The sequence below is a fragment of the Brachybacterium massiliense genome (assembly GCF_900184245.1).
GTDB classification, from domain to species: domain Bacteria; phylum Actinomycetota; class Actinomycetes; order Actinomycetales; family Dermabacteraceae; genus Brachybacterium; species Brachybacterium massiliense.
In genome coordinates, this window is sequence record NZ_FXXB01000007.1 from 89,549 (window position 1) to 101,086 (window position 11,538).

General features: G+C 71.9%; 11 protein-coding genes. 1 reads left to right on the forward strand and 10 read right to left on the reverse strand.

Going from position 1 to position 11,538, the window contains the following annotated elements; translation table 11 throughout:
• Positions 1–9: 9 nt before the first annotated feature.
• From rlmN to rpsB, 6 genes are all read right to left on the reverse strand, one after another.
• Positions 10–1,299: a dual-specificity RNA methyltransferase RlmN gene (rlmN, locus tag BN4251_RS07060; RefSeq protein WP_087484426.1), complete on the reverse strand. Its 1,290-nt coding sequence runs from the start codon at positions 1,297–1,299 to the stop codon at positions 10–12.
• Positions 1,296–2,201, reverse strand: coding sequence for a phosphatidate cytidylyltransferase (locus tag BN4251_RS07065; protein WP_087484427.1), 906 nt, complete (start codon positions 2,199–2,201; stop codon positions 1,296–1,298). The genes rlmN and BN4251_RS07065 overlap by 4 nt, the downstream gene beginning before the upstream one ends.
• Positions 2,202–2,245: 44 nt before the next feature.
• Positions 2,246–2,812, reverse strand: a complete 567-nt coding sequence (gene frr / locus BN4251_RS07070; RefSeq protein WP_087484428.1) for a ribosome recycling factor — start codon at positions 2,810–2,812, stop codon at positions 2,246–2,248.
• Positions 2,813–2,934: 122 nt separating this feature from the next.
• The gene (pyrH, locus tag BN4251_RS07075) at positions 2,935–3,687 is read right to left on the reverse strand and encodes a UMP kinase (RefSeq protein WP_087484429.1); all 753 of its coding nucleotides are present in this window, start codon (positions 3,685–3,687) and stop codon (positions 2,935–2,937) included.
• Between the two features lie 134 nt (positions 3,688–3,821).
• The gene (tsf, locus tag BN4251_RS07080) at positions 3,822–4,646 is read right to left on the reverse strand and encodes a translation elongation factor Ts (protein WP_087484430.1); all 825 of its coding nucleotides are present in this window, start codon (positions 4,644–4,646) and stop codon (positions 3,822–3,824) included.
• A gap of 100 nt (positions 4,647–4,746) precedes the next feature.
• Positions 4,747–5,661: a 30S ribosomal protein S2 gene (gene rpsB / locus BN4251_RS07085; protein ID WP_087484431.1), complete on the reverse strand. Its 915-nt coding sequence runs from the start codon at positions 5,659–5,661 to the stop codon at positions 4,747–4,749.
• A 628-nt stretch (positions 5,662–6,289) separates the two neighbouring features.
• On the opposite strand from rpsB, the gene BN4251_RS07090 reads away from it, so the two are divergent.
• Entirely contained in the window at positions 6,290–6,988 is a 699-nt protein-coding gene (locus BN4251_RS07090) for a murein hydrolase activator EnvC family protein (protein ID WP_245810239.1), read from the forward strand.
• 179 nt (positions 6,989–7,167) lie between these two features.
• On the opposite strand, the gene BN4251_RS07095 is transcribed toward BN4251_RS07090, so the two are convergent.
• From BN4251_RS07095 to BN4251_RS07110, 4 genes are read right to left on the reverse strand one after another with little or no spacing between them, the layout of a single operon-like run.
• Positions 7,168–8,151 carry a tyrosine recombinase XerC gene (locus tag BN4251_RS07095; protein WP_087484433.1) on the reverse strand — a complete coding sequence of 328 codons (984 nt, stop codon included), beginning with the start codon at positions 8,149–8,151 and terminating at the stop codon, positions 7,168–7,170.
• Positions 8,152–8,190: 39 nt separating this feature from the next.
• On the reverse strand, positions 8,191–9,429 hold the full coding sequence (gene dprA / locus BN4251_RS07100) for a DNA-processing protein DprA (protein WP_087484434.1): 1,239 nt from the start codon (positions 9,427–9,429) through the stop codon (positions 8,191–8,193).
• On the reverse strand, positions 9,426–10,973 hold the full coding sequence (locus BN4251_RS07105) for a YifB family Mg chelatase-like AAA ATPase (protein WP_087484435.1): 1,548 nt from the start codon (positions 10,971–10,973) through the stop codon (positions 9,426–9,428). Before BN4251_RS07105 ends, dprA begins: the two co-directional genes overlap by 4 nt.
• Positions 10,973–11,497 (reverse strand): YraN family protein, encoded by a 525-nt coding sequence (locus tag BN4251_RS07110; RefSeq protein ID WP_087484436.1) that lies wholly within the window; start codon positions 11,495–11,497, stop codon positions 10,973–10,975. The genes BN4251_RS07105 and BN4251_RS07110 overlap by 1 nt, the downstream gene beginning before the upstream one ends.
• Between the last annotated feature and the right edge of the window lie 41 nt (positions 11,498–11,538).

Sequence of the window (11,538 nt, forward strand, 5' to 3'; positions counted from 1 at the left end):
GCCCGTCCCTCAGTCGGTAGCGGCGGCGATCGCCTCGACGCGCGCCACGCGCGCCTCGCGGTCCACGCGATGGTCGTCGGACTCGATGACCTCCGCCGCGAGCTGACCGCACGCGCCGTCGATGTCCGAGCCGCGGGTGTCCCGGATCGTCGCGGAGATCCCGTTGTCCCGGAGGATCTCCACGAAGCGCTTCTCGACCAGCGGATCGGAGGCGGTCCACTTCGAGCCCTTGACCGGGTTCAGGGGGATCGGGTTGACGTGCACCCAGTGTGCGCCGCCCTGGGCGATCAGCCGGTCCGCGAGCAGCTGGGCGCGGTGCGCCTGATCGTTGATGTCGCGGATCAGCGCGTACTCGATGCTGACGCGCCGCCCCGTGGTCTGGAAGTAGTCCCAGGCGGCGTCGAGGATCTCGTCCACATCGAAGCGCGTGTTGATCGGCACCAGCTCGTTGCGCAGCTCGTCGTCCGGAGCGTGCAGGGACACGGCGAGGGTCACCGGGATCTTCTCCGCGGTGAGCTTCCGCACCGCCGGGGCGAGACCTACCGTGGAGACGGTGATGTGCCGGGCCCCCATGCCGAACCCCTCAGGGGCGGGGGCGTTGAGCCGCTTGCAGACGGTGGCGACGGGGCGGTAGTTCGCGAGCGGCTCGCCCATCCCCATGAACACGATGTTGTTGACCCGCCCGGTGCCGCCGGGCAGCTCGCCGCGCGCCAGCATCCGGTTGGCGATGCGCACCTGCTCGAGGATCTCCGCCGCGGAGAGGTTGCGGGTCAGGCCCATCTGGCCGGTGGCGCAGAAGGGGCAGTTCATGCCGCAGCCGGCCTCGGAGGAGATGCACAGCGTGTTGCGGTCGCTGTAGCGCATCAGCACCGACTCGACCATCGGGCCGTCGAACAGCTTCCACAGGAACTTCTGAGTCGCGCCGTGATCGGCGGACTGCCGCGAGACCTGGGTCAGCAGCGGCGGGAAGAAGCGGTCCACCAGCTCCTGGCGACGGTCCTTGGGCAGATCCGTGAGGTCCTCGGGATCCGTGGTGAAGTGCTCGAAGTAGTGCACGGACAGCTGCTTGGCGCGGAAGCCGGGCAGCCCCATCTCCTGCACCGCCGCGATCCGCTCCTCCATCGTGAGGTCCGCCAGATGCGCCGGCGGCTTGCCGCGGCGGGTGGGGCGCAGCTGGAGCTGACCCGGAGCCAGGGCGACCTTCTGCCCGGGCACCGCCTCGCGGGAGAGATCGGGGTTGCGGGTCAGAGCGACCGGCTCGGGGCCGTTCGCCCCCGCGGGCTTGTCGGTGCCGTTCATGGCAGCAGTACCTCCAGCAAGACGTAGGTGGTGGGGGCGGCGAGCAGGATCGAGTCGACCCGATCCAGCACTCCCCCGTGGCCGGGCAGCAGATGGCCCATGTCCTTGATGCCGAGATCGCGCTTGAGCAGGGACTGGGAGAGGTCTCCGCAGGTGGAGATCACCACCAGCACGGCACCGATGACCAGACCCACCCAGATCGGCAGGTCCAGGGCGTAGTGGCCGACGGCGGTCACCGCCGCGGTGCCCATCAGCAGGGAGCCGATGAACCCCTCCCAGCTCTTCTTGGGGCTGATGCGCGGCGCCATCGGATGCTTCCCGAACAGGACCCCGGCGACGTAGCCGCCGATGTCGTTGCCGACCGGGCCCAGGATCGCCAGCAGCACCAGCATCGAGCCCTGCTCGCGGTCGAACAGCAGCAGCAGGAAGCAGCCCAGGAACGGGATCCAGGCCAGGGCGAACACTCCCCCGGCGACATCGCGCAGCGCGCTCAGCCCCATGGACTCGCTCACCCGCCACAGGATCAGCACGCAGACGGCGGCGGCGGTCGAGACGAGCAGGCCCTCGGCCCCGAACACCTCGGTGGTGACCACCATGCCGATCACCCCCACCAGCAGCGGGACGGCCGGCAGCTCGAGTCCTCCGTGCGCGAGGGCGCGGGTCAGCTCCAGTACGGCGAGCACCATCGCGACGGCGGCCACGACGGGGAAGGCCTGCGGGAGGACGAACACCGCCACCATGAGCACGGCGCCCAGTCCCACCCCGACCGCGATCGCGGCAGGCAGGTTCCGCCCGGCTCCCCGGCGCCGGGCGCGCTCGGGCTCCTGCCCGGGCACGCCGACGACCGCCTCACCGGAGGGCGAGGCGGTCGTCGCGGCCGACGCCGTGGGCTCAGTGCTCACCAGGGTTGTCTCCACCTGCCGGGGCTGTGGTCGAGATCCACCGCTCAGATGGTCTCGAGCTCGGTCTCCTTGGCGCCGAGGGACTCGTCGATCTGCTCGATGTACTTCTTGGTGAGCGCCTCGAGCTCCTTCTCGGCGCGGGTGCCCTCGTCCTCGCCGATCTCCTTGTCCTTGACCAGCTTCTCGATGGCCTTCTTCGCATTGCCGCGGGAGCCGCGCACGGCCACTCGGCCGTCCTCGGCCTTGTTGCGGGCGAGCTTGACGTACTCCTTGCGGCGCTCCTCGGTGAGGGCGGGCAGGACGACGCGCAGGTTGTCACCGTTGTTGGTGGGGTTCACGCCGAGGTCCGAGTCGCGCAGAGCGGTCTCCACCGCGGCCATCGCCGTCTTGTCGTAGGGGGTGACGATGACCGTGCGGGCCTCGGGGAACTGCAGGGAGGCCAGCTGGTTCAGCGGGGTCGGTGCGCCGTAGTACTCGACGGTGATGCCCTGGAACATCGCAGCGTTCGCGCGGCCGGTGCGGATCGCGGTGAACTCGTCCCGGGTGACCTCCAGGGACTTCTTCATCTTCGCCTCGGCGTCCTTCAGGATGCTCGGGATGTCGTCGCTCACGGGGTGCTCCTCGTCTCTGGGTGGGTGTTCGTGGTCCATTGTCCCGCACCGTCAAGCGCGGCAGGAGGAGCTGGGGAAGCTCGTCTCCGGGGAGTCGGCGCCAGGGGCTGCGCCGAGGGGCGTCACTCGGTGACGACGGTGCCGATCCGGTCCCCGCGCATGGCACGGGTGATGTTGCCGGGGGCGTCGAGGCCGAAGACCATCATCTGCTGGGCGTTGTCCATGCAGAGGCTGAAGGCGGTGGAGTCCACGACCTTGAGCCCGCGCTGGAGCGCGTCGTTGTAGGTGACGTGGGCGAGCTTCTGCGCGTCGGGGTTGGTGCGCGGATCGGCGTCGTAGACCCCGTCCACACCGTTCTTGGCCATCAGCACCTCTTCGCAGCCGATCTCGAGCGCGCGCTGCACGGCGACGGTGTCGGTGGAGAAGTACGGCATGCCGGCGCCGGCGCCGAAGATGACCACGCGACCCTTCTCGAGGTGGCGCACGGCGCGCAGGGGGATGTACGGCTCGGCGACCTGACCCATCTCGATGGCGGTCTGCACGCGGGTGGAGACGCCGCGCTGCTCGAGGAAGTCCTGGAGTGCGAGGCAGTTCATGACGGTGCCGAGCATGCCCATGTAGTCGGCGCGGCGACGGTCCATGCCGCGCTGGGAGAGCTCGGCGCCGCGGAAGAAGTTGCCGCCGCCCACGACGATCGCGCACTCGACGCCCTCGGCGACGCCCTCGGCGATCTCGCCGGCGATGCGGGAGACGACATCGGGATCGACGCCGACAGCGCCTCCTCCGAAGGCTTCGCCAGAGAGCTTCAGGAGGACTCGACGTCCGTCCTCTCTCTTGGGGAGAACAGGAATCGGTGACGTGAACGTCTGGGTCATGTCGGTCCTTCCGCGCTGGGTCCTCGGTGATGATACCGGCGCGGCCCCGCACCGATGGTGCGAGGCCGCGGGTCGGTGGCCACGCTCACGCGCGGCCGACGGGAGAGGGTCCTGGGGACCACCTCCCGGAGGCGTCAGTTGCCGACGCGGAAGCGGACGAAGCCGGTGACGGTGCCGCCGGCCTCCTCAGCGATCTGGCCGACGCTCTTCTTGGGGTCCTTGGCGAAGGCCTGGTCCAGGAGGCAGTGCTCCTTGAAGAAGCCGTTGAGGCGACCCTCGACGATCTTGGAGATCGCCTGCTCGGGCTTGCCCTCGTTGCGGGCGGTCTCCTCGGCGATGCGGCGCTCGTCGGCGACCTTGTCCTCGGGGACCTCGTCGCGCGAGAGGTAGGAGGGGGTGAACGCGGCGATGTGCATCGCGATGTCGCGAGCCACCTCGGCGCCGGCCTTATCGGTCGCGACGAGCACGCCGACCTGCGGGGGCAGGTCCTTGTTGGTGCGGTGCTGGTACTCGGTGACGACCTCGCCGGAGACGCGGCCGATACGACGCACCAGGATCTTCTCGCCCATGGTGGCGCCGGCGTTGGTCAGCGCCTCGCCGAAGGGGGTGTCGGCGAGCTGCTCGGGCTCGGTGGCGCCGGACTCGACGGCCGCGGCCACGGCCTCGTCGCCCAGGGCGACGAACTTGTCGTTCTTGGCCACGAAGTCGGTCTCGGAGTTGAGCTCGACCAGGGTGCCGGTCTGGCCGCCCTCGGTGTCGCGGATGTCGACGGCGATGAGGCCCTCGGAGGCGGTGCGGCCCTCGCGCTTGGCGATGCCCTTGAGGCCCTTGACGCGGATCAGCTCCACGGCCTTGGTCTTGTCACCGTTCGCCTCGTCGAGCGCCTTCTTGACGTCGAGCATGCCCGCGCCGGTGGCCTCGCGGATCTCCTTGATGTCTGCTGCCGTGTAGTTGGCCATGTTCCTCTTCCTTGTGGGAGCTGCTTCGACAGGGGCGGGCGGCAGGTGCGCCGCCCGTGGAGGGGCCCGGGAACGATCGGTGCGTTCCCGGGCCCGCGGGTCACTCGGCGGCCGGAGCCTCGGAGGACTTCTCCTCGGTGGCCTCTGCGGCGGGAGCCTCGGCGGCAGGTGCCTCTTCGGCGGGTGCCTCAGCGGCGGCCACGGACTCCTCGGCGGGTGCGTCCTGCTGCTGGACCTCGGACTGCTTGAGCAGTTCCTGCTCCCACTCCGCCAGCGGCTCGGCGTCGACGGCGGAGACGTTCTTCTCGCCGCCGGCGGACTTGGCGTGACGCTCCTGCAGACCAGCGGCCACGGCATCGGCGATGACGCGGGTCAGCAGGGTGACGGAGCGGATCGCGTCGTCGTTGCCCGGGATCGGGTAGGTGATCTCGTCGGGATCGCAGTTGGTGTCCAGGATCGCGACGACGGGGATGTTGAGCTTCTGCGCCTCGTCGACGGCCAGGTGCTCCTTGTTGGTGTCCACGATCCACAGGGCCGAGGGTGCCTTGCCCATGTCGCGGATGCCGCCCAGGGTCTTCTCGAGCTTGTCCTTCTCGCGGCGCATCATCAGCAGCTCCTTCTTGGTGCGGCCGGAGGAGGCCACATCCTCGAAGTCGATCTGCTCGAGCTCCTTGAGGCGGTTCACGCGGGCGGAGACGGTCTGCAGGTTGGTGAGCATGCCGCCCAGCCAGCGCTGGTTCACGTAGGGCATGCCCACGCGGGTGGCCTGCTCCTGGACGGACTCCTGCGCCTGCTTCTTGGTGCCGACGAACAGGATGGTGCCGCCGTGGGCGACCGTCTGCTTGACGAAGTCGTAGGCCTTGTCGATGTACGACAGGGTCTGCATGAGGTCGACGATGTAGATGCCGTTGCGCTCGGTGAAGATGAAGCGACGGACCTTCGGGTTCCAGCGACGGGTCTGGTGACCGAAGTGAACGCCGCTGTCCAGCAGCTGGCGCATGGTGACGACTGCCATGATGGTGTCCTCTGTTCTCTGGTCCTGGGCTCGCACGGCTCGCCCGGGGGCGTCCGCAGTCATCGCGCAGGACCTGCTTTCTCGGTTGTTCCCCCGCCACCGGGTGGTGCGGGGCCTGGTGCCCGGGCGTCGACCGCCCCGTTCGCCTCCCGCGCGAGCGCGGGGACGGCCGAGGACCGTTGGCCGACGAGCCCTGATGGGCACGCGAAGTCATCCGGACGGACCGGATGCTGAGGAAAGTCTATCCGACGCCGCAACCCGGGCGTGCGCGTCGTGCGTCACCCTCGGGGCTGTGCCGCGCGCCGGAGCGGGGGTGTTCGACGGGGCTGATCCGACTGCTCCGTCCTGCCGTTGCGGTCGAGCCGGTCGAGCTGGTCGAGCTGGTCGGGCCGGTCGAGCTGGTCGAGCCGGTCGAGCTGGCCCATCGGGTCGAGCCGACCAGGCGGTTCAGGAGCCGTAATGACCGTTCCTCCACAGAGGCGGCTCGTCCACTGCTGCACCGACTCGCGGGCGGCGACGCCGTGACGCCGCGAGGATGCTCGTCATGACCCCTCTGGCCCGTCCTCTCCTCGCACCGCCTCGCCCTGCCTCCGCGACAGGACGCTCGGGCGGGTCCGCCCTTGGGCGGGTGAGCGGGCCGCGGGCGCTGCTGTGCCTGGTGCTCGTGCTCGGCGTGCTGCTCGGCGCGCCGGCGGCTCCGGCCCTGTCCGAGGACGCGCGGTGGCAGTGGCCTCTGGATCCTCCGCATCAGGTGTTGGTCCCCTTCGATCCGCCCGCGCACCGCTACGGGGCCGGGCATCGCGGAGTCGATCTGGCAGTGCCCGCTGCGCCGACGCCGGTGCGCGCGGTCGAGGCGGGCACGGTGCGGTTCAGCGGCACGGTGGCGGGCCGCGGGGTGGTCTCGGTGGTCCACGCCGACGGACTGATCTCCACCTACGAACCGGTCGAGGGAGTGCTCGAGGCCGGTGTCCCGGTCCAGGCCGGCACCGTGATCGGCACTGTCGAGGATCGGCCGGAGCTCGCCCACTGCCCGGCGGCCACCTGCCTGCACCTGGGGGCTCGCCGCGGGGAGGACTATCTGGATCCGATGCTTCTGCTGGGCCTGCGGGGCCCGAGCGTGCTGCTGCCCTGGGGCGGTGGCGCCGGCGGCGCGCGGTCCCCGCTCGGTATGGAGGCTCCCGGTCCGGGGCCTCAGGCTGCGGGAGCGGATGCAGATGCGGACGCGGTCGCACCGAAGGAGAGGCCCGCGCCGTCGGCCGCGAGCCCGTTCCATGGGCCGCGGAGCATCCCGGGATACAGGATGATGGCGCGCGCCATCCTCACGTGAGCGTGTGCCTGCCCGCAGTGGCGGCGTCATCGTTGCGCGCGGGCGACAGGTCGAACGCCGGGGCACGAGCCGGGCCGGATGCCGGCGCCAGGACGAGCCGGATGCCAGCGCGAGGCCGAGTCGGATGCCGCGTCGGAACCAGGGTGGACGCTGGGGCAGTTCTTGAGGCCCCCGGCGGGTCAGGCGCGGGGGTGGGCCTGATCGACGGTGCGGCGCAGGCGCTCTGCGCTGACATGGGTGTAGATCTGGGTGGTCGCGAGCGAGGAATGGCCCAGGAAGTCCTGCACGCTGCGCAGATCCGCCCCGCCCTCGACGAGGTGGGTGGCGGCGCTGTGGCGCAAGGTGTGCGGCGAGATGTGCCGAGAGATCCCGGCAGCGGCGGCGTGGCGGTCCACCAGGGTGCGTACAGCGCGATCACCGAGTCGCCCCCCGCGTGCGCCGAGGAACAGTGCGTGTCCCGGCGAGGTGGGCGGTGCCGCATGTTCCAGCACGATGGGGCGTCCGTCCGTCTCCCAGCGCTGCACGGCCTGGAGGGCGGGGATGCCCACGGGCACGATCCGTTCCTTGTCGCCCTTGCCGCGGACCCTCACCGTGCGCTCGGCGTGGTCGATCCCGGAGCGGTCCAGGGCGACCAGCTCGGAGACGCGCAGTCCCGAGGAGTACAGCAGCTCGAGGATCGCGGCATCGCGCAGCTGGATCGCCCGCTCGAGAGGGCTGAGGCTGCGCTGCGGCTCCTCCGCATCGGCGGCGGCATCTGCCGCCTCGGTCCTCTCGAGCAAGGTCTCGGCCTGGTCGCCGGTGAGGACGGTGGGCAGGTGCCTGCCTCGGCGCGGGGCGCGCAGGCGAGAGCCGACGTCATGCGGGATACGGCCGGTGGAGGCGAGCCAGGTGGTGAAGGTGCGGGCCGCGGCCGCGGACCGGGCGAGGGTGCTGGGCCCGGCCCCGGTCTCGGCGCGGGCGGAGAGCCAGGAGCGCAGGGCGGCGACATCCAGCTCCTGCCAGGTGATGCGCTCGACGTCGCGCAGGTGCGCGAGCAGGCTGCACGCCTCACGTCGATATGCGCGCACGGTGTGCTCGGAGCGGCCGCGTTCAAGCTGCAGATGCGCGGCGAAGGCCTCGATGACGGTCTCGTCATCGCGCTCGTGCTCGGGGCGGGTGCTCACGCTCCCAGTGTCGTGCATGGCACCGCGCCGCGACGACGCTCAGGTGGTGCTCGCGGCGCGTCGCACCCGCTGCGCGGTGCGAACGATCAGGCCCAGCAGCTGGAGACGGGCCAGGGTGGCCTCGACTTCGGCGGCGGGGAACCCGATCTCGTCGGCGAGCCGCGCCGGGGTGATGCTCGAGCGCGGCGGCACGGCGTCGAGGACTCTCCTGTCCGCGGGGCTGAGCAGGTCCAGCTCGTCCTGCACCGCCCAGCTCCCCTCCCCTGCCGCGGGACCTCCGGGGAGCAGGTCCAGCAGCTCGGCGGGCTCGGTGATCAGTACGGCACCTCGATCCCTGATCAGTCGGTGGCAGCCCGCGCTCGCGGCGGAGGTGATCGGTCCGGGCACCGCCCCCACGGGCCGTGAGAGCTGGTCCGCGAGCCGTGCGGTGGACAGCGCACCGGAGCGCCAGGACGCCTCGACCACCACCGTGGCTCGGGAGAGCGCGGCGATCAGCCGGTTGCGGGCCAGAAACCGCCACCGGGTGGGGGCGGTGCCGGGCGGTGCCTCGCTGATCAGCAGGTGCTGCTCACGGATCCGCTCGAGCAGATCCGTGTTGCCGCGCGGGTAGAGGCGGTCCAGTCCGCCCGCGAGGATGGCGACCGTCGCTCCGTCGGCGGCGGCGAGCGCGCCGCGGTGGGCGGCCGCGTCGATCCCGTAGGCGCCGCCGGAGACGACGGTGCCGCCACCTGCCGCGAAGGCCGCTGCGAAGGAGCCGGCGGTGTCCTCCCCGTAGGGCGTCGAGGCGCGCGAGCCGACCAGGGCGAGGCTGCGGTCCCCGGCAAGCTGGTCCAGGATCCCCGGACCCGCCGCCCACAGGCAGTGCGGGCGGGTCTCCTGCAGGTCATCCAGGCCCCGGGGCCATTCAGGATCCTGCGGGGTGAGGATACGCAGACCCCGGTGCTCGGCATCGGCGAGCACAGCGTCCAGGTCGATCACCTTGCGACGCTCCTGCCACCGGTCCATCGCCCGCTGGGCACGGGTGGACGGGGACATGCCTCCGGGTTCGGCGGCCTGGCTGGGCAGCTGGCCGCCGAGGGCGCGCAGCAGGTCGGTCGATGTTCCGTTCTCGGCGAGCTCGAGCGCCGTGGTGTGGCCGAGGACGGTGCAGGCGAGCAGTGCCACGGCATCGGAGGGCTCGGCGATCAGGGACCAGGTGATCCGAGCCCGCCGGTCCCGGGCGGCCTCGGCCGCCGCGGCGGTGTCGACCGGGTCGTGCGGGGTGGTGGGGCTGCTCATCGTGGTTCTCCTTCGCGCAGGGTCAGGGCGTGGCCGATGTGCTCGGCATCGGGGCGGTCGGCGCCGGCGAGGTCCGCCAGGGTCCAGGCCAGGCGGAGCACGCGGTCGTGACCGCGCAGTGTGAGCCGTCCCTGGGCGACGGCGTGGTCCAGCAGGCGGCGCTCGGAGGGCTCCGGAGAGAACTCCCTGCGCAGCAGCGGTCCGGGCAGGTGCGCGTTGGTCATCCAGTGGCGGCCCTCGTATCTCTCGCGCTGGCGGGCGCGGGCGGCGCTCACCCGGGCGGCGATGACGGCGCTGGATTCCGCGGTCTCGGCGGCCACGCGGTGCACGTCCACCGGCCCCACTCCCACCCGCATGTCCACCCGGTCGAGCACGGGGCCCGAGAGCCGGGATCGGTAGCGGCGGCGCTGGTGCGCGGTGCAGCTGCAGCCCTCCCCCTTCCCCCATGCCTTCCCGCAGGGGCAGGGATTGGCCGCCAGGATCAGCTGGAACCGTGCCGGGTATCGCGTGACCGCGCGGGCGCGGTGCAGGGTGATGTCTCCGGTCTCGAGCGGCTCGCGCAGCGCCTCGAGCACGCGGGAGGGGAACTCGGGGGCCTCGTCGAGGAAGAGCACCCCGGCGTGGGCGCGCGAGATCGCACCGGGCAGGGCGAGCCCGGCCCCTCCCCCGACCACTGCCGCGGCGGACGCGGTGTGGTGGGGGTTCTCGAAGGGCGGGGTACGCAGCAGGCCCGAGCTCGCATCGAAACGGCCGGCGAGGGAGTGGATCGCGGAGACGGCGAGGGCATCATCGTTCTCGAGCGGCGGGAGGATCCCGGGCAGGCGCGAGGCGATCATCGTCTTCCCGGCACCGGGCGGCCCGAGCAGCAGCAGATGGTGGGCGCCCGCTGCGGCGACCTCGGCGGCGCGGCATGCCTGGGCCTGACCGATCACCTCGCTGAAGTCGAGCACAGGCTCCCGCGGGAAGGTCTCGCCGGCAGTCTCCGTGCGGACGGTCGGCACCGGCATGAGCCGGAGGGTGGTGTCGTGGACGTCTGCACCGAAGCGGTGCAGCACGCCGGCGAGGTCCGCGGCGCCGTCGATGTCGAGCCCGTCGACCAGCCGGGCCTCCGGCAGGTTCTCCTCGGGCACGATCGCGCGGGTGATGCCTTGGCTGCGGGCGGCGAGCAGCGCCGGGAGCACCCCGGGGATCGGCCGCACCCTCCCGTCCAGGCCCAGCTCGCCCAGCAGCACGGTGCTCGAGGGGACGCCGCCGTGCAGGTCGCCCTGGGCGGCGATGACCGCCACCGCGATCGCGAGGTCGAAGCCGGAGCCGTGCTTGGGCCGCCACGCCGGGGTCATGTTCACCGTGATCCGGCGCGGTGCCAGGCGGGCGCCGCTGCGGGCCGCGGCCGCGCGCACCCGCTCACGGGCTTGGAGGGTCGAGGAGTCCGGCAGCCCCACCAGGCTGAACGCGGGGAGCCCCGCGGAGACGTCCGCCTCGACCTCGACCAGGGTCCCCTCGAGACCGGTGAGGCTCATCGAGAGCGTGCGTGCGTGGCCCATCAGGACACCGCCTCGAGGTGCTCGAGGGAGAAGGTGCCGTCGAGGTGGGCGTGCACAGCCACCACGTCGATCCGCACGTCCCTGTGCGGGGTGGAGCGCTCCATCAGGTACTCGCCGGCCAGGCGGCGGAGCCGGCGCATCTTGTCAGGGGTGACGGCGGCCTGCGGCACCCCGGTGACGACGGTGCGGCGGGTCTTGACCTCGACGAACACGAGGGTGGTGTGGGCGAGGGCGACGATGTCCAGCTCGCCGTGGCGCAGTCGCAGGTTCCGTTCCACGATCTGCCATCCGCAGGACTCCAGATGTGCGGCGGCCAGGTCCTCCCCGGCCTGCCCGAGCTCGCGGGTCGACATCTCCCGCACGCGCCGAGGCACCGGCACGGCGGTGGGGCCGACCTGCGGGGCGTCGGCGGCGCGCCCGGGGGCGCGCCGCGCGCCGGGGGTTGCGTCGGGCGAAACGCGGCCCCCGTTCCCTCGCCGGTGCGGCCCGGCCGGGGGCTCTGGATCGGTGGCGAGGCTGTTCATGCCCGCCAGCCTGGCCGGGCCGCACCGGCGAGGGAACGGGG

Excerpts from the sequence above, each read along its gene's own strand:
- rlmN (WP_087484426.1), bottom strand. The coding sequence starts at position 1,299 with ATGAACGGCACCGACAAGCCCGCGGGGGCGAACGGCCCCGAGCCGGTC.
- pyrH (WP_087484429.1), bottom strand. The coding sequence starts at position 3,687 with ATGACCCAGACGTTCACGTCACCGATTCCTGTTCTCCCCAAGAGAGAG.
- tsf (WP_087484430.1), bottom strand. The coding sequence starts at position 4,646 with ATGGCCAACTACACGGCAGCAGACATCAAGGAGATCCGCGAGGCCACC.
- rpsB (WP_087484431.1), bottom strand. The coding sequence starts at position 5,661 with ATGGCAGTCGTCACCATGCGCCAGCTGCTGGACAGCGGCGTTCACTTC.
- dprA (WP_087484434.1), bottom strand. The coding sequence starts at position 9,429 with ATGAGCAGCCCCACCACCCCGCACGACCCGGTCGACACCGCCGCGGCG.
- BN4251_RS07105 (WP_087484435.1), bottom strand. The coding sequence starts at position 10,973 with ATGGGCCACGCACGCACGCTCTCGATGAGCCTCACCGGTCTCGAGGGG.
- BN4251_RS07110 (WP_087484436.1), bottom strand. The coding sequence starts at position 11,497 with ATGAACAGCCTCGCCACCGATCCAGAGCCCCCGGCCGGGCCGCACCGG.